Source organism: Aurantiacibacter sp. MUD11 (assembly GCF_026967575.1).
Lineage (GTDB): Bacteria > Pseudomonadota > Alphaproteobacteria > Sphingomonadales > Sphingomonadaceae > Alteraurantiacibacter.
The window spans coordinates 602,637-619,405 of record NZ_CP114054.1; the positions used below are offsets into that span (position 1 = coordinate 602,637).

Annotated in this window: 18 protein-coding genes and 1 tRNA gene; 7 read left to right on the forward strand and 12 right to left on the reverse strand. The window is 64.4% G+C overall.

Translation table 11 applies throughout. The annotated features are described in order from the left end of the window. Nucleotides 1-57: 57 nt before the first annotated feature. The gene (gene ahcY, locus OZN62_RS02920) at nt 58-1,470 is read right to left on the reverse strand and encodes an adenosylhomocysteinase (protein WP_269101257.1); all 1,413 of its coding nucleotides are present in this window, start codon (nt 1,468-1,470) and stop codon (nt 58-60) included. A 184-nt stretch (nt 1,471-1,654) separates the two neighbouring features. Here ahcY and OZN62_RS02925 point away from each other — a divergent pair, with 184 nt between their 5' ends. Together OZN62_RS02925 and OZN62_RS02930 are read left to right on the forward strand one after the other, a co-directional pair. Then, nucleotides 1,655-2,134: a peroxiredoxin gene (locus OZN62_RS02925; protein WP_269101258.1), complete on the forward strand. Its 480-nt coding sequence runs from the start codon at nt 1,655-1,657 to the stop codon at nt 2,132-2,134. A gap of 37 nt (nt 2,135-2,171) precedes the next feature. Next, a complete protein-coding gene (locus OZN62_RS02930) occupies nt 2,172-2,816 on the forward strand; it encodes a class I SAM-dependent methyltransferase (RefSeq protein WP_269101259.1) in 645 nt (214 codons plus the stop codon). Nucleotides 2,817-2,819: 3 nt separating this feature from the next. Here the strand turns inward: OZN62_RS02930 and OZN62_RS02935 are convergent, their stop codons facing one another. The 6 genes from OZN62_RS02935 to OZN62_RS02960 form a co-directional block, all read right to left on the reverse strand. Beyond that, nucleotides 2,820-4,112 (reverse strand): UDP-N-acetylglucosamine 1-carboxyvinyltransferase, encoded by a 1,293-nt coding sequence (locus OZN62_RS02935; RefSeq protein WP_269101260.1) that lies wholly within the window; start codon nt 4,110-4,112, stop codon nt 2,820-2,822. Nucleotides 4,113-4,153: 41 nt separating this feature from the next. Continuing rightward, nucleotides 4,154-4,762, reverse strand: coding sequence for a GTP cyclohydrolase I FolE (folE, locus tag OZN62_RS02940; RefSeq protein WP_269101261.1), 609 nt, complete (start codon nt 4,760-4,762; stop codon nt 4,154-4,156). After that, complete coding sequence (locus OZN62_RS02945; protein ID WP_269101262.1) at nt 4,755-6,302, reverse strand: phospholipase D-like domain-containing protein; 1,548 nt, start codon at nt 6,300-6,302, stop codon at nt 4,755-4,757. The genes folE and OZN62_RS02945 overlap by 8 nt, the downstream gene beginning before the upstream one ends. A 22-nt stretch (nt 6,303-6,324) precedes the next feature. Continuing rightward, entirely contained in the window at nt 6,325-6,810 is a 486-nt protein-coding gene (locus OZN62_RS02950) for a hemerythrin domain-containing protein (RefSeq protein WP_269101264.1), read from the reverse strand. Between the two features lie 109 nt (nt 6,811-6,919). After that, nucleotides 6,920-6,996, reverse strand: a tRNA-Arg gene (locus OZN62_RS02955). Between the two features lie 47 nt (nt 6,997-7,043). After that, nucleotides 7,044-7,445 carry a (deoxy)nucleoside triphosphate pyrophosphohydrolase gene (locus tag OZN62_RS02960; RefSeq protein WP_269101265.1) on the reverse strand — a complete coding sequence of 134 codons (402 nt, stop codon included), beginning with the start codon at nt 7,443-7,445 and terminating at the stop codon, nt 7,044-7,046. 79 nt (nt 7,446-7,524) lie between these two features. On the opposite strand from OZN62_RS02960, the gene OZN62_RS02965 reads away from it, so the two are divergent. Both OZN62_RS02965 and OZN62_RS02970 read left to right on the forward strand, forming a co-directional pair. Beyond that, nucleotides 7,525-7,713: a Flp family type IVb pilin gene (locus OZN62_RS02965; RefSeq protein WP_269101266.1), complete on the forward strand. Its 189-nt coding sequence runs from the start codon at nt 7,525-7,527 to the stop codon at nt 7,711-7,713. Nucleotides 7,714-7,812: 99 nt separating this feature from the next. Next, nucleotides 7,813-7,992 carry a Flp family type IVb pilin gene (locus tag OZN62_RS02970; protein ID WP_269101267.1) on the forward strand — a complete coding sequence of 60 codons (180 nt, stop codon included), beginning with the start codon at nt 7,813-7,815 and terminating at the stop codon, nt 7,990-7,992. Nucleotides 7,993-8,125: 133 nt separating this feature from the next. Here the strand turns inward: OZN62_RS02970 and OZN62_RS02975 are convergent, their stop codons facing one another. The 5 genes from OZN62_RS02975 to OZN62_RS02995 form a co-directional block, all read right to left on the reverse strand. After that, a complete protein-coding gene (locus tag OZN62_RS02975) occupies nt 8,126-9,598 on the reverse strand; it encodes a M48 family metalloprotease (protein WP_269101268.1) in 1,473 nt (490 codons plus the stop codon). 93 nt (nt 9,599-9,691) lie between these two features. After that, nucleotides 9,692-10,651, reverse strand: coding sequence for an acetyl-CoA carboxylase carboxyltransferase subunit alpha (locus OZN62_RS02980; RefSeq protein WP_269101269.1), 960 nt, complete (start codon nt 10,649-10,651; stop codon nt 9,692-9,694). Between the two features lie 10 nt (nt 10,652-10,661). Beyond that, entirely contained in the window at nt 10,662-11,540 is an 879-nt protein-coding gene (locus OZN62_RS02985; RefSeq protein ID WP_269101270.1) for a tyrosine recombinase, read from the reverse strand. A gap of 2 nt (nt 11,541-11,542) precedes the next feature. Continuing rightward, nucleotides 11,543-13,402 (reverse strand): hypothetical protein, encoded by a 1,860-nt coding sequence (locus OZN62_RS02990; RefSeq protein ID WP_330848756.1) that lies wholly within the window; start codon nt 13,400-13,402, stop codon nt 11,543-11,545. After that, nucleotides 13,399-13,539 carry a hypothetical protein gene (locus OZN62_RS02995; RefSeq protein ID WP_269101271.1) on the reverse strand — a complete coding sequence of 47 codons (141 nt, stop codon included), beginning with the start codon at nt 13,537-13,539 and terminating at the stop codon, nt 13,399-13,401. The genes OZN62_RS02990 and OZN62_RS02995 overlap by 4 nt, the downstream gene beginning before the upstream one ends. 80 nt (nt 13,540-13,619) lie before the next feature. Between OZN62_RS02995 and OZN62_RS03000 the strand changes: the two genes are divergently transcribed. From OZN62_RS03000 to OZN62_RS03010, 3 genes are all read left to right on the forward strand, one after another. Beyond that, a complete protein-coding gene (locus tag OZN62_RS03000; RefSeq protein ID WP_269101272.1) occupies nt 13,620-14,195 on the forward strand; it encodes a shikimate kinase in 576 nt (191 codons plus the stop codon). Next, on the forward strand, nt 14,186-15,292 hold the full coding sequence (gene aroB / locus OZN62_RS03005; protein ID WP_269101273.1) for a 3-dehydroquinate synthase: 1,107 nt from the start codon (nt 14,186-14,188) through the stop codon (nt 15,290-15,292). The genes OZN62_RS03000 and aroB overlap by 10 nt, the downstream gene beginning before the upstream one ends. A 75-nt stretch (nt 15,293-15,367) precedes the next feature. After that, nucleotides 15,368-16,768 carry a peptide MFS transporter gene (locus tag OZN62_RS03010; RefSeq protein WP_269101274.1) on the forward strand — a complete coding sequence of 467 codons (1,401 nt, stop codon included), beginning with the start codon at nt 15,368-15,370 and terminating at the stop codon, nt 16,766-16,768. Nucleotide 16,769 lies beyond the last annotated feature (1 nt).

Genomic DNA, 16,769 nt, shown 5'->3' on the forward strand with positions numbered 1-16,769 from the left:
GCAATACGCGCAGCCAAAGCATCCGCCGCCATGCACGGCACAGCGGCGGATTGTTGCCTAATAGCGGTAGTGTTCCGGTTTGAACGGGCCTTCCACCGGCACACCGATGTAATCGGCCTGTTCCTGGCTCAGCTTGGTCAGCTTCACGCCCAGCTTGTCGAGGTGCAGCGCGGCAACCTTCTCGTCCAGCTGCTTAGGCAGGACGTAGACGTCGTTTTCGTACTGGTCGTGACGCTGGAACAGTTCGATCTGCGCCAGCACCTGGTTGGTGAAGGAGCAGCTCATCACGAAGCTGGGGTGGCCGGTGGCGCAGGCGAGGTTCACCAGGCGGCCCTTGGCCAGCACGATGATTTCCTTGCCGTCGGGGAACTTCACCAGGTCGGTGCCCGGCTTCAGCTCGGTCCACTCGTAGTTGTCGAGCGCCGAAATCTGGATCTCGGAATCGAAGTGGCCGATGTTGCAGACGATGCTCATCGGCTTCATCGCCTTCATGTGTTCGGCGGTGATGACGTCTTCGTTGCCGGTGGTGGTAACGAAGATGTCGGCGCGGGTCACCGCGTCTTCCATGGTCACGACCTCGTAGCCTTCCATCGCCGCCTGCAGCGCGCAGATCGGGTCGATTTCGGTCACGAGCACGCGCGCGCCGCCATTGCGCAGCGACTGGGCCGAGCCCTTGCCGACGTCACCGTAACCGGCGACGCAGGCGACCTTGCCGCTCAGCATCACGTCGGTGGCGCGGCGGATCGCGTCGACCAGCGATTCGCGGCAGCCATAGAGGTTGTCGAACTTCGACTTGGTGACGGAGTCGTTCACGTTGATCGCCGGGAACGGCAGCTTGCCCTGCTTGGCCAGCTGGTACAGGCGGTGGACACCGGTGGTGGTCTCTTCCGAAACGCCCAGGATGTTCTTCACCGAGGCCGTGAGATAGCCGGGCTTCTTCTTCAGGAAGGCCTTCAGTGCGCGCTGGAATTCGACTTCCTCGGCATTGGTCGGCTCGGGCAGTTCCTCGCCCGCTTCGACGCGCGCGCCCCACAGGGCGAACATGGTGGCATCGCCGCCGTCGTCCAGGATCAGGTTCGCGGTCACACCGTCGTTGCCGGTTTCCCAGTCGAAGATGTTGCCCACATAGTCCCAGTATTCGGCCAGGCTCTCGCCCTTCACGGCGAAGACCGGAATGTCCTGCGCGGCGATGGCGGCGGCGGCATGGTCCTGCGTGGAGAAGATGTTGCAGGTCGCCCAGCGCACCTCGGCGCCCAGCGCCACCAGCGTTTCGATCAGCACGGCGGTCTGGATGGTCATGTGCAGCGAGCCGGTGATGCGCGCGCCCTTCAGCGGCTGCTCGGCACCATATTCCTCGCGCGTGGCCATCAGGCCCGGCATTTCGGTTTCGGCGATGTTGATTTCCGCGCGGCCATAGTCGGCGAGCGCGATGTCCTTGATGATATAGTCGGTGAAAGCGGCGTCGGCCACGGGCTCATCTCCTCAAGTGATATGCGGGTGACGCGTCGCCGGGGCTCCATGCAACGCTCTGGTTGCATCGCGCCATAGGCGGCTGCGAAGCTTGCCACAACCCCTCGGAAGGCCCTGCCTTTGCGCTTGCGCCGCGCCCGCCAACGCCTATGTCTTTTCGCGGACGGAGACAGGAGTATTTTCAATGACGATTTCCAAGGGTGACAAGCTTCCCGACGTGAAACTGGTGAAAGCCACTGCCGAAGGCCCCGAGGCGGTGCAATCGAGCGACTACTTCGCCGGCCGCAAGGTGGCGCTGTTCGCGGTTCCGGGTGCGTTTACCCCCACCTGCTCGGCTAAGCACCTGCCGGGCTATGTCGAAAAGGCCGATGAACTGAAGGCCAAGGGCGTGGACGAAATCGCCTGCACCGCGGTGAACGATGCCTTCGTGATGGGCGCGTGGAACAAGGCCGACGGTTCGGACGACATCACCATGCTGGCCGACGGCAGCGCGGAATTCGCCAAGGCGCTGGGCCTCGATGCCGACTTCAGCGGTTATGGCATGGGCACCCGCTCGAACCGCTATTCGATGATCGTGGACGACGGCGTCGTCACCGAGATCAACGTCGAAGGTCCGGGTGAATTCAGCGTCTCCAGCGCGGAACACATGCTCGGCCAGCTCTGACAGTTCCAAAGTGATTGACGGAAAGACCGATTCCCACGTGAGTTCAAGTGGTTACGCCCGCCCCGGCAGCAATGGCCGGCGCAACAAGGCTGGCCGCTTCCTGGGGCCGATCATCGTGTTCTTTCGCGGGTTCCTGGAACATCCGCGCATGGTCGGCTCGGTCATTCCGTCATCGCACATCACCATCGAGGCCATGCTGGAACGGGTCGACTGGCAAAATTGCCGGCTGTTCGTCGAATACGGACCGGGCGTGGGCACCTTCTGCCCGCATATCCTCGATCGCCTGCCGGCCGATGGCAAGTTGCTGGCGATCGACACCAACCCGCGGTTCATCGACTACCTGCGGAGCACCATCGACGACGAGCGGTTCCATGCCGTGCTGGGCTCTGCCGCCGATGTGCAGGAACATGTCGAACGGCTCGGCTTCGACCGTGCCGACTGCGTCCTTTCGGGATTGCCCATTTCAACCCTGCCCGATGGCGAGGCGGAGAAGATCGTCGCCGCCACGCACGAGGTATTGCGCGAAGGCGGAAGCTTCCTGACCTATCAGCTGCGTCCCGCCGCACGCACGTTGACGAGGCAGAACTTCGCGCACGTGGAAACGGACTTCGTGCTGCGCAACATCCCGCCCTACTTGCTCACCTGGGGCTGGAAAAAGGCGAAACCTGCCGTCGCGGGATAGCCGTCAGTCCACCCACTCGACATCGACGCCCAGGCTGTCGATGTTGTCGGTGAAGTTGGGGTGGGCGCGGCGGATCGGGTCGGCATCGAGGATGGTCGATTCGCCGTCGATCGAGGCCGCCACCATCAGCAGCGCGATGGCCACGCGGATGATGTAGGGGCTGGTGACCGTGGCCGGCACCAACTTCTCCCCACCGAAGGTGATCAGGCGGTGCGGGTCGCACAGCAGCGTGTGCGCACCGAACAGCGAGAGTTCGGTGTGCCAGGTCAGGCCGCCTTCGTAGACCTTGTTCCAGAACATGGTCTGCCCCTTGGCCTTCACGCCCAGCGCGATGAAGATCGGCAGCAGGTCGGCCGGGATATAGGGCCACGGCGCGGCCTCGACCTTGGTGATCAGGTGGCTGGTGAAGTTCTGCTGCACCACCAGCTGCTCCGGCGCATTGAGGCGCGACCAGCCGTCGGCGTGCTCCACATGGGCACCGAACTTCTCGAACGTGCGGTCGATCAGCATGAAGTCTTCGGGCTGCGTGTTGCGCACCGAAATGTCGCCGCCGGTCACCGCCGCCAGCGCCAGGAAGGTGGCGATCTCGTGGAAGTCCTCCACGAAGGTGTAGTCCACCGGCTTGAAGTCGCTGCACCCGTCGACCGACACCATCGAGGTGCCCTTGCCCCGGATCACCGCGCCCATCTGCTCCAGGAAGGTGCACATCTCCTGCACGTGCGGCTCGCAGGCGGCGTTGACGATCTGGCTGGTGCCGTTCGCCGTCAGCGCACTGATGATGAAGTTCTCGGTCGTGGTGACGGAAGCATATTCCAGCCACATGCGCGTGCCGTCCGCCTTGTGGCGGTTGCGGAAGACGATGTCCTTGCCCTCGTAGGAGGTGTCCGCGCCGAAGGCCTTGAACACCTGCACGTGCGGATCGATCTCGCGCGCGCCCAGCGTACAGCCCTTGACCTCGTGCTCCAGCCGCGCTTCGCCCAGCCGCATCAGCAGGCCGGGGATCATCATGATCGAGGCGCGCATGGCCTGCGGCAGCTTGGCCTTGGCGTTGGGATTGATGGTGGAGTGGTCGATCTTCAGCGTCTTCGCCGCCTTGTCCCACTCGATGGTGGTGCCAAGGTCGCCGAAGAAGCTGTAGATGCGCTGGACGTCGGTAATCTCGGGCACATTGCGCAGCATGATCGGCGCGTCGCTCAGCAGCGTCGCACACAGCACAGGCAGAACGGCATTCTTGTTGGCGGAGGGGTCAATCTTGCCCACCAGCTTCTGGCCGCCCCTAACGCGCAATGCGGTCATCGTAATCCTTTCAAACCTTCTTCAGTGCCCTAGCAGGGCGCTCAGTAGCCCATCAGCTTGAGCACTTCCTCGCGACTCTTCGAGTCCTTGCGGAAGGTGCCCATCACCCGGCTGGTGACCATGTTGACGCCCGGCGTACGCACGCCACGCGCGGTCATGCAACTGTGGCTCGCCTCGATCACCACAGCAACGCCACGCGGATTGAGATGCTGCTGAATGCAGTTGGCGACTTCCGCCGTCAGCCTTTCCTGCACCTGCAACCTACGGGCATAGCCGTGCAGCACGCGCGCCAGCTTGGAAATCCCAACCACCCGGTCCGTCGGCAGGTAGGCAATCGCCGCCTTGCCGATGATCGGGGCCATATGGTGTTCGCAGTGGCTCTGGAAAGGGATGTCCTTCAGTAGCACGATCTCGTCATAGCCGCCCACTTCCTCGAACACGCGGGAAAGGTGGTAAGCCGGGTCCTCGTCGTACCCCTGGCAATATTCCTTCCACGCCCGCGCCACCCGCTTGGGTGTATCCAGCAGGCCTTCCCGCGAAGGGTCGTCGCCCGCCCAGCGGATGAGCGTGCGAATGGCTTCCTGTACATCTTCGGGAACGGGAGGCTTGCCCCGCGGATCGTCCTCGTCCGGACCAACTAGACTACTCATTCGTACTGCCGCGCTTTCTCTGCAATTTCTCACGCGCCCTCGCCAATAGGCTGCCGGGACGAAAAAGGCCACGCCCCGGCGTGCGAACCTCGAACATCTCTTCCGGCTCCTCGGGATCGAGTGCCTGCCGCAATGCGAGCTCCGTTTCCCATTCCTCGGGCTCTGGAGGGTGGAATGGTTTGAGGTGGCGGCGATTAGCATCGCCCAGCTCGGCAATCATCCCGGCCATACTACCGTGTCGGTCGAGCAGCTGGCGGACCTTCTCTTCGGAAATCCCCAGGTGCTCTGCCAGCAGGGATTCGCGGATCTTGCGGATGACTGGCTCGACCTTGTCGTTACCGGGGCGGTCGCAATCGATGAACACGTCGCATTCACTGTCCAGCCCCATCGAGCGGTTGTTGAAGTTGGCGGACCCGATGCGCAGGATGCGATCGTCGACGATCAGCAGCTTGGCGTGGACGTAGATCGGCGTCTCGCCGGTGTAGGGCACATAGAGGTGGAAGCGCTCGTTGGTATCCAGTTCGCGGATCGCCTCGACCAGTTCCGCGCGCGCCGGGTCCATCGCCAACGATTCCGCCCAGCCGTCGGCCTCTTCCGGGTGGACGATGACGATCTCCGGCGGGTCCGGCTCGGCCAGTCGCTTGGAAATGGCCTCGCAGATCGTGCGCGAGGCGAAATACTGGTTCTCGGCATAAATGAAGCGCCTGGCCCGCGCGATCTGGCTGGCGAACAGCGCTTCCACCTCGTCGACCTTGGGCGCGTCGCCATAGGCTGCCCGAGCGCGCGAGATACCCACTTCGACATCTTCGAAGTGCGGTTCGAGTTCGTCCGGCCAGGCGCTTTCTTCCGGCGTATGGTCGGGCCGGGTCAGCGGCTTGCCCCGCGCCCTCACCCAGCGCGCGCGGCCATGCGTCTCCAGTTCACGCGCGACATCGCCCTCCATCATCATCGTCATGTCGTGCCACGGGCCGTAATAGCTGCCGCGTGGGCGCTTGCGGTGCGGATCGTGCTCCAAGTGGTCGCGCGTATCCCAGCGCCTCGTGGTCATGTCGATGCCGCCGCAGACGGCGAAATCGTCGTCGATTATGACGATCTTCTGGTGATGGGTGCAGCCGACCGGGTGCGCGGTATCGAACTTGAAGTCGATCCGCCGGTGCGGCCACCAGCGCAGCAGGTCGATCAGCATGCTGCCGCGCCCGAAGAACTTGATGAAGCCGTAGCTCCACTTGAGGATGCGGATCTCCAGCCCCGGCCTGTGGCGGTTGAGCCAGAGGATGAAGCTGCCCAGCCGCGAAGGATATTGGCGCCGCCAGCCCTTTTGCCACCAGCGCCGGCCCCGGCTGAGGTTGATACGCGTATCGAAATCCCAACCGATCAGCATGATCCGCTGGCGCGCCTTGAGCATGGCCTGCTGGATCAGGTCGAAATAATCCTCACCGTCGATCACCACGCGAACGCGCCGGGCGTGGGCATAGCGCCACACGCCCGGTTCGACCGAGGCATCGTCGAAGTCCTCGACCTGTTTTTCGAGTGGCTCCAACTAGCCCTCCCGGAGCCGAGGACTATTCCTTGGCGTCTTCCATCTTTTCCGGCGTCACTTCAGCGTCGGCCTTTTCGGCCTTCTTACGCCGGTCGAAGACTGAGCGCATGTGCTCGCGGTCTTCCTCGGTCAAGAGCTTGTCGAAATCGGGGAAGTGATCTTCCTCTTCCTCGTCGATGTGGTGGCGATAGTCGTGGTCGAGCTGCTTGAACTTGGCCATCCACGCCGGCGAGGACATGTCGGTGGCGGCGAGATCGTTGAGCATTTCCTCGAGTTCGTGGTGCTCGGCGACGGAATGCCGCGTCTCGTCGGTCGCCTTGGGCTTGCGCAGCATGGTGGAATAGAGCGCCTGCTCTTCCGCAGCGGCGTGGCTCTTCACGTCGAGCGTGAACCGCTCGAACAGTTCCTGCCGCTCCTCGCTGTCACCGCTGGTTTCGGCGAGCTTGTCGAGCAGCGCGCGGTGTTCTTCGTGATCCTGCTTCAGGCGGGCGAAAATATCTTCGGACATGAGTGGGGGACTCCTGTGATTTGCTTTGTCGAATCAACAGGTGAGCTGCGCACAGGTTCCGAGAGCCCCAAACCAAGAAAGCCCACCCCGTTGCCGGGATGGGCTTTCTTGGCGCGCCAGGAAGGATTCGAACCTCCGACCGCCTGATTCGTAGTCAGGTACTCTATCCAGCTGAGCTACTGGCGCGCGGTGGAGGGCGGCACATAGGCAGGTGCCGCCAGCTTGGCAAGGCCCTATCGGCGCAGTTTTTCCAATAGTGCACGGTCCATGGGGGCAAGTTCGAGACCGGCCGCCTCGTCCGGTGCGAACCATCCGAATGCCTGGCCATCCCTTGCCTCCCCTTCTCCCGCCGCCTGGTGCGAGGTGTAAAGATTCAGGACAATCGCCGGATTGCCACCTTCTTCGGCAAAGAATGCGGGTTGCAGCAGCGCCGGATCGAGCTCCAGGCCCAGCTCCTCGGCAATCTCCCGAACCAACGCTTCTCTTGGCATTTCGGTGCTTTCCACCTTGCCGCCGGGGAATTCCCACAGCCCGGCATGATGCTTTCCGGGCAGGCGTTGCTGCAGCAGCACGCGCCCCTGCGAATCAAACAATGCGACGGCAACTACCAGAATGGATGTCGGAATTTCTTTCACTCAGGAGCGCCTCGGAAAGGTTTTGTTAGGATTCGTCTGCGAAACCTGAACCTGTCGCAGTTTACCTAGGGGACCAACGGTGTTTGCGAAAAGGATAATCTATCGTCTGCTTCGCGATACTCGCGGTGCGACAGCAATCGAATACGGCCTGATAATCTCGCTGATCGTGATCGCCATGATCTCGGCCATGCAGGGTTTCGCCAATTCGACAATCTCCATGTGGGACAACGTGGAGACCGAATACGAGACCGCGAACAGCGGTTCGTAGGAGTTAGGGATTTATCAACTTCTCATCCGTAATTCCAACATTGCTCGATCGGCGTATCCGGTTGGGCCGGGTACGAAGACTGAAACCAGGAGACTACAAATGACCTTCTTCAAGAACATGATCCGTGACGAACAGGGTGCCACCGCCATCGAATATGGCCTGATCGCTGCCCTCATCGCCGTTGCCGCCATCACTGCCATGCAGTCGCTGGGCAACGAGCTGGACGACACCTTCGGCAACGTCCAGTCGGAACTCGACGACGCTAACACGAACAACTAAGTTCGTAGCCAACCCAACAAGAGGGGCGGCAGGGAAACCTGTCGCCCCTTTTGCTATCCGGCGTCCACGCGGCGCATGGCAAAACGGGCCGACGCACTGTCGGCCCGTTTTACGTTTGAGCTGCAGGGTGCCCCTAGTTGGAGCGAACGACGATCTTGTACTGGCGTCCCGGCACGATCGGGTCGCTGGAAGACAGGCCGTTCAGCACCCGGAAACGGGCTTCCTGGGCATCGTCATAGGCCATCCGGCGCGAAAGCGTTGCCACGGTATCGCTGCGCGCGGCCGTCACGATATCGATCCGGCGCGGAATAACGCTGCCGGCCTCGTTCGCGCTGATTCGACGCATCGACTGGTACAGCGAGTTGAACGTGCCCGCCTGCCCGGCCGGGGTCACCGCCATGAAGTGATAGGCGGTGTCGTTGGCGAATTCGTAGGCGAACACCGTCACGTCGACCTGCTGCTGGCCATTGTTGACCCGCGCCGTGCCGTAAGCGGCGGGCAAGCCGTTGATCGTGGTGCGCTGGATGCTCGAAGGCGTAATCGTCTGTTGGTTGCCGCCGATCGCGTTGAACACGTTGCGCACGTAGGTATCGAGGCTGCCGTTGTACGGCCCGAGCGACAATTGCGCGCGGCCCGCGTCGCCGTTGATCGAAACGGCCCGCGTGCCGTTGATCATGTAGAAGCCTTGCGGCGCGGTGAAGCTGAAGCGCAGCACCGGGTGGATGAACTGCCGCCCCTCGATCACACCCTGCTGCGGATCGTCGCCGTAGATCATCCCATCGATGCGACTGAGGAAGGTATCGCGATTCGTGATGCCCGTGCCATTCCCCGCAAGCTGCAGAGCATTCTGCACGCGGCTGGCCGGATCAGGGTGAGTGGAGGCCCATTCCGGGATCGTTGCGTTGTTCCGTCCCTGCAGTTGCGCATCGAGCTGATTCTGTGCCGCCAGGCTGGCAAGCAGCGTTGCCATGGCGCGCGGATCGTAGCCGGCATTGTTGAGGTACTGCACGCCGAGCTGGTCGGCCTCCAGTTCCTGGCTGCGCGAATAGGACAGCGTGAAATAGGTCGAAGCCTGCTGGCTGAGCTGCGCCAGTTCGGGGCTGCCCAGCACCGCGCCGCCGATCACCGCGCCCAGCAGGCCCAGCAGCTGGTTGCGCTGCACGGTCTGCTGACGGCGCGCGGAGTGACGCGCAGCCACGTGGCCGACCTCGTGACCCAGCACGGCAGCCAGTTCGGCCTCGTTGTTCATCAGGTTCACCAGCTGGCGGGTGGCGTAGATATAGCCGCCGGGAACCGCGAAGGCATTGTTGACGCTGGAATTCAGCAGGGTGACGTTGAAGGCGTCACGGCTGTTGGCAAGACCCGATTGCACGGCGATGTTGGAGCCGACCTGGTCGACATAGCTGGCGTAAGGGCCAGTCATCTCGCCGCCGAACTCGGCGACGAAGGCCTCGTGATTTTCCGCGCCAAGCTGGGCTTCTTCCGCCGTGATTGGCGAACCGGGGGCGATATTGGCGCCCGGAATGGTGGCGCATGCGCCCAGCGCCAGCGAAGCGACCCCGGCAAGGGCAAGTGCGGAAAATCTACGGGTTGTGGTACGCGGCATCAGGCGGCCTCCTCCAGGCGAAATCCAGGCGCCGTGGATCGGCGCATCCATTGTCGCAGGAAACCGCCTTGAGGCTGCGATGTTCCCGCGTCGCTATCTTGCCAGGTCACGCCCGATGGCAAGGAAGCGTTCTTCGCGCTGCTTGCGCAGGGCATCACTCTGCAGGCCGGAAAGGGCATCGAGCTCTTCCCCGATCGCCTGCGTGAGCGAGGCAACAGCCGCCTTCGGGTCACGATGTGCCCCACCCACGGGCTCGGCCACGATGCGATCGATGACCCCCAGTTGGACGAGATCCTGCGCGGTCATCTTCATCGCCTCGGCCGCCTGCGGGGCCTTCTCCGCCGTGCGCCAGAGGATCGAGGCACAGCCTTCGGGCGAGATTACCGAGTAGACCGCATGTTCGAACATCAGCACGCGTTCGGCACTGGCCAGCGCCACGGCGCCACCCGAACCGCCCTCGCCCACGATCGCCGCAACCATCGGCACGCCCAGCCCCAGGCAGGCTTCGGTGGAGCGGGCGATGGCCTCAGCCTGGCCGCGTTCCTCGGCCTCGATGCCCGGGAAGGCGCCGGACGTGTCCACCAACGTGACCACCGGCAGGCCGAAGCGGTCGGCCAGTTCCATCAGGCGGATCGCCTTGCGGTAGCCTTCCGGCTTGCCCATGCCGAAATTGTGCTTGATCCGGCTTTCAGTGTCGTTGCCCTTCTCGTGGCCGATCAGCACCACCTTGCGACCGTCCAGCTTGGCCAGGCCGCCCATGATGGCCTGGTCGTCGCCATAGGCACGGTCACCGCCCAGCGGCATGAAATCGGTAAAGCCCAGCGCCAGGAAGTCGCGGAAGTGCGGACGCGCCGGATGCCGCGCGACCTGCGTCTTCTGCCACGGCGACAGCTCACCATAGGTCTTGGCCAGCAAGTCGGCGCTCTTCTGCTCCAAGCGCTGCAGCTCCTTGGAGATGTCGACATCGCCATCTTCGCCCGCGGCTGCGCGCAGTTCCTTGATGCGTGCTTCAAGCTCGGCGACCGGCTTCTCGAATTCGAGATAGGAAATCATGCCACAGCCGCTAGCTCGCCCCGCGCCCGCCTGCAAGGGGATGCCGTTCGTTCACCAGCGCAACAAGGCGCGCGGAATCGACGTGGGTATAGATTTGCGTGGTGGCGATATCGGCATGGCCCAGCAGGGTTTGCAGCACCCGCAGGTCCGCCCCGCCCTCCAGCAGGTGGGTGGCAAAGGCATGGCGCAGCACGTGCGGGCTGACCTTGGCCGGATCGATTCCCGCGCGCGCGGCCAGCTCCTTCACCAGCTGGTACAACCGGATGCGGGACAGGTGCTTCGCTCGCGAGGGGAAGAGGAAGACTGAACCGCCCGGCCGCACCTCCATCCAGCGTGAAATCGCCGCTTGCGCCCGGCGCGAGACGGGCACCATGCGCTGCTGTCCGCCCTTGCCGGTAATCGTGAGGAACGGTGCATCGCGCGGAACGGCGCTGACCGGCAGGGCCACCAGCTCGGTTGCCCGCAGGCCCGAACCGTAAAGCAGTTCCAGCAAGGCCAGCATGCGCACGGCTGCCGGACGTTCGCTGGCAGCCTCGTCCTCGGCGGTCTTGAACAGCGCCTCGACCTCCGCATGCGTCAAGATCTTGGGCAGCGGTCGCCGTGCTTGCGGGCGAGGAAGAGCCGTCGATGGATCGTCCTCGCGCAAGCCGTCGTCGATGCAGAAGCCGTAGAACTGACGCAGCGCGGAAATCTTGCGCGCCACCGTGGCTGGCGCCAGGTCGGCCCAGGCACCCGGCAGCCTTGCCAGGTCCTCCCGCGACGCCGTTTCCAGCGCGCCGACCACGTCTTCGCTACCTTCCAGATCCCGCCGATAGGCCGCCAGCGTGTTCGCTGCCGCGCCGCGCTCTGCTGCGAGCATGGCGAGGAAGCTGTCGATGGCGCTGCCCATGACTATACGCGCGCCACCGCCTCCGCGGCGATCATGCGGGCCTCGGCTTCCATTCCCGTCGCACTGAGCGAACGGACGATGAAATAGAGGTGGCGCGGGGTCATCTGATCCCAGCTGGTGCCTTGCATGCCCAACCCGGCCAGCAGCGCGACGAGCGTGGCATTACGCAGCTCGCTCGCGCGGGTTATCTTCTCGCTCCAGGCGCTGCTGCGTTGCAGGTTCAGTTCGAGCCGCTCCGAGAAATCGGCAACGTCGCCACTGTCGAGCCGTCCCAGGCCGGCAAGGCCCGCGACAAGGAAAGCGGACTTGCGCTGGTCGTCGCTGCCGTCGTCGTCGATGAAGCTGTCCACCCCGCCGCGCCCGACAGCGCCGCTGGGTTGCACCAGGGCGAGCAAGGCCCAGGCCTCGCTCCCCTCGGAGACGGCTTCACTCCAGCGCAGCGCATTGCGATCGAGGCCTGCGGTGAGCATGGAGGCGATGATGTCCGCGGCATCGTCTTCCATGGCGTCGCTGACGGGCAGGCGGGCTGCCGCATAGGCGGTCAGCACCATGCGCCCGTAGTCCATTTCGTCGCCCCACAGGCGCTGCATTGCCGCCAGACGACCCGCCGGGGAGCTGGCGACATAGGCTTCGCGAAGCTCTGCGGGCAGGTCCTTGTCCGCCGCGTCATAGATGTCGCTGGCCCAGAGTTGGGAATAGAGATCGACCATGGCCGCCGACGACAGCACGCCGCGGGCCGCAGCCGTATCCGCCACCTGTACGCGGCGCAGCAGCGGCGTGGCCGGGATCAGCATCTCGGACATGCGATAGCGCGAGCCGAGGTTCTCCGTCAGGTCCTCCGGCAGGGTCTCGCTGAGCGTGCGCGACAGGGCGAAACGCCATGGCGTGATCTCGTCGACCTCGTCCCACTCGATATTGACCGCGCGGCTGCCATCGCCCGCGGCACCAGCGAACCGCTGGGCCAGTCGCACGTCGATTTCTTCGGCCAGCCCGGTTCCCAGCGCGCGTTGCAGGCGGCGATCGGCGCTGCGCGGTTCCCCGAGATAGGCGGAGCAGATTGCCTGCAGCAGTTCCCACTCCGGATCGTCGCGGAATTCGCCGTGCAGGCGAGCGACCGGACACATGCCCAGGATATCGCCCGACAACAGGTAAGCGTCGAAGGCAGCGTTGGTGAGCCTGGAATTGTATTCCGAGCCATCCACGTCCTGCACCAGCGCCCGTGCGACCGCGCTTTCGCCCATGTTGACAAGGGCCTGCGCGCGCAACGCAGCGAATTCCACCGGGTCGAGACCGCGCGGCGCATCGAGCCGGCTGGCGAGAGCACGGCGATAGAGGATGTGTCCCCAGCGCGAGACCAGCGGCCCGTTGCCCGCCTGCAAGGCAGCGCGCACGAGGCTGGCCGGCTGGTTTGCCAGCGAACGGGCCGGGAAACCGCCCTCGCCGGCAGCGATGACGCCCACCTGCGCCACCTGGCGGCGCGCGGCGGCCGGAATGTCGAACTTCGGACGCAGGCCCAGCAGTTCGTTGATCTCATCGTCATCCATTTCCTCCAGCTCTTCGAGCGAGGGGAAATCTGCCGGCAGGGCGATCTGTCCGGGAAATGCCGGTTCGGGCGCGGCATCGGGCAGCGGCTGCACCACGGGCGAGCTGCCCGGCGCGGCGGGCGCTGCCGGGGCCGCAGGCTGGGCGGGCGCAACGGTACGCGCGGCGGTCGGCGTAGGTGTCGGGGCAGCCTGCGGCTGCGGCGGAGGCGGGGAATCGCGGAAGATCGGCGGCAGCAGGTCTTCCGGCCCGCCGGCCAGCGCCAGCGATGACGACAGCGCCAATGCCGCCCCGGTCATGAGCAAAACGGCCCGTTTCACGCATCTTCCTCCGCAATTTCGACCGGCTGCACGATCAGGCGCTCTTCCTGGCGCCCGCCGTCGTACCAGGCCACCGCCAGGAACAGGCCCAGCAGCACCAGCAGGATACCGGCAATCGTCATCAGGCGCTTGGACACCCTATCGACCCATCCTTGTCATCGCTGTTCCACAGCACAAGCTTGCCAGCGCGGTTAGCCCATCTATAGGCCATGCGGCAATGACCATCGGCACACCCCTCCCCGACGATGCGACAATCCGCGCCTTGCGGCAGCGGATCGACCGACCGCTGGTGCTGGTGGGGATGATGGGGGTCGGCAAATCGACGGTCGGCAAGAAGCTGGCCGCCGTGCTGGGGATGAAGTTCGTCGACGCCGACGAGGAAATCGTCGAGGCGGCGAACATGTCGATCCCGGAAATCTTCGACGAATTCGGCGAAGCCTATTTCCGCGACGGCGAGAAGCGCGTGATCGCCCGCCTGCTGGAGGACCAGGGCTGCAACTGCGTGATCGCCACCGGCGGCGGCGCCTTCGTGCAGGAAGACACTCGTGAGATGATCCTCGAACACGCAATCGCCATCTGGCTCGACAGCGACGTCGATACGCTGGTCGAACGGGTCAGCCGCAACGATCGCCGCCCGCTGTTGCGCGGCGGGGACACCCGAGAGATCGTGACGCGGATGAAGGCCGAACGGGAAGCCAGCTACGCGCAGGCGCCGATCAAGGTGCAAAGCAATTCGGGCCCGCACAACGAAGCGGTGGCCCGCATACTCAAGGAGCTCGACGAATGGCTGTAATCCGCGTGGAACTGGCCGGGCGCAGCTATGACGTGGTCGTCGGCAAGGGCCTGCTCGACAACCCGCAGACCCCGCTGGCAGGCTACCTGCGCAAGCAGGAAATCGCCGTCGTCGCCGACCGGAACTCGCACCAGTTCCATGGCGAGGCGCTGGAAGCGGCGCTGGACCGCTTCGGCGTCGGCGCCAACTGGTTCATCACCGAACCCGGCGAAGGAGCGAAAAGCTGGGAAGTGCTGGAAAAGCTGGTCGAATGGCTGCTCTCGCTGGGCGTGGAACGCGGCGACCACATCATCGCGCTGGGCGGCGGCGTGGTGGGCGATCTCACCGGCTTCGCCGCGTCGATGGTCAAGCGCGGGTGCGGCTTCGTGCAGATTCCCACCACCCTGCTGGCGCAGGTCGATAGCTCGGTGGGCGGCAAGACCGCCATCAACACCAGCGCAGGCAAGAACCTGGTGGGGGCCTTCCACCAGCCCTCGCTGGTGCTGGCCGACACGGGCACGCTCTCCACCCTCCCTGCGCGCGAGATGGGCGCCGGCTATGCCGAGATCATCAAGTACGGCATCCTGGGCGATGCCGCTTTCTTCGCCTGGTGCGAAGAGAACGGCCCCAAGGTCATCGACCGCGAACCCGAGGCGCTGGAATATGCGGTGAGCGAGAGCGTGAAGGCCAAGGCCCGCATCGTGGCCGAGGACGAACGCGAGACCGCCGACCGCCGCGCCTTGCTGAACCTCGGCCACACCTTCGGCCATGCGCTGGAAGCCGAAACGGGCTTTTCCGCCAACCTGCTGCATGGCGAAGCCGTCGCCCTCGGCATGGTCCTTGCCGCTCGGTATTCCGCGCGGCTGGGATATATCCCGGCCAGCGACGCGGAACGGGTCGCCAAGGCCATCGGCAATGCCGGGTTGCAGACCGAAATCTCCTCGCTGGGCCTCAAGTGCACCGGCCACGGCCTGTCCTCGCACATGATGCACGACAAGAAGATGGATGCCGGCACCCTGCCCTTCATCCTGCTGCGGTCCATCGGCGACGCCTTCGTGGACCGGCAGGTGGACATGGGCGACGTCGCCGCCTTCCTCGACGAAGAACTGCGGAAATAATCCGCGCCGGGAGAGACAGGCGCCGCGGTAGGCGATAGGCAGTTGCTCTCGTAACCAGTCGCGAAGGGCCTGCCCATGACCGTTGCCGAAGCCACCCCGGAACTGCACGACCCGCAGGACACCTCGTTCCTCGGCCATCCCAAGGGCCTGGGCTACCTCGCCTTCACCGAAGCGTGGGAGCGATTCAGTTTCTACGGCATGCAGGCGCTGCTGGTGCTGTACATGGTCAATTCGCTGCTGCTGCCCGGAGAGGTGGAGCAGGTGGCCGGGATCGAGCAGCTGCGGGCGCTGTACGGCGGGCTGGAAGGCCAGGCCTTCGCCAGCGCCATCTTCGGCACCTATGCCGCCAGCGTCTACCTGACGCCGATCTTCGGGGGACTGCTGGCTGACCGGGTGCTGGGCAAGCGGCGGACGGTGCTGCTGGGCGCGCTGACCATGGCGGTGGGCCACTTCCTGATGGCCTTCAATGTCACCTTCCTGCTGGCATTGCTGTGCCTGATCGTCGGCTCCGGCATGTTCAAGGGGAACATCTCCAGCCAGGTCGGTAGCCTCTACAAGCCGGACGACCTGCGCCGCGCCGACGCGTTCCAGATCTTCTACCTCGGCATCAATGCCGGCGTGATTGCCAGCCCGCTGGTGGTGGGCACGCTGGGTGAGACCATGGGCTGGCACTGGGGCTTCGGCGCGGCAGGCGTCGGCATGGTGATCGGCTGCATTATCTACATCGCCGGTCAAAAGTACCTGCCGCGCGAGCATTTCGCTCCGCCGGCGGAAAAGGCCAAGGCCGATCCCAAGCCGCCGATGACCCGCACCGACTGGCTTGCCACCATCGCCCTGCTGATCCTGATCCCGGTGCTGGCGCTGGCCATCGTGCCCAACAACCAGATCTTCAACGCCTACCTCGTCTGGGGCGACCAGCAGTTCGCGCTCTACTGGGGTGACGAAAAGCTGCCGACCACCTGGCTGATCACGCTCGACGCGGTGGTATCGGTCAGCTTCCTCGCTGGTGTCGCGGCCTTCTATCGCTGGTGGAAGACAAAGTGGCAGGAGCCGGACGAGCTGACCAAGATCATTATCGGTTCGCTGTTCTCGATGGGCGGCATGGCCTGCCTGTGGATGGCGGCTGCAACCACGCCCGAAGGCGAGAAGATCGGGCTGTTCTGGCCAGTGATGTTCCACATCGTGAACTCCATCGGCTTTGCCCACGTCCTGCCGGTCAGCCTGGCGCTGTTCGCCCGATTGGCGCCGCAGCAGGTATCCGGCACGGTGATCGGGCTCTATTTCCTGGCCTTCTTCATGGGCAATTCCATCGTCGGCTGGGTCGGCGGCTGGTTCGAGACCATGCCGGTGACGCAATTCTGGCTGATGCACATGGGCTTTGCCGCCGCGGCCGGCGTGGTGTTCCTGCTGTTCAAGCTGGTGCTCGCGCCCGTGCTGATGGGCAAGGCGGAGCCGGAAGCCGAAGCAACCGCCTAGC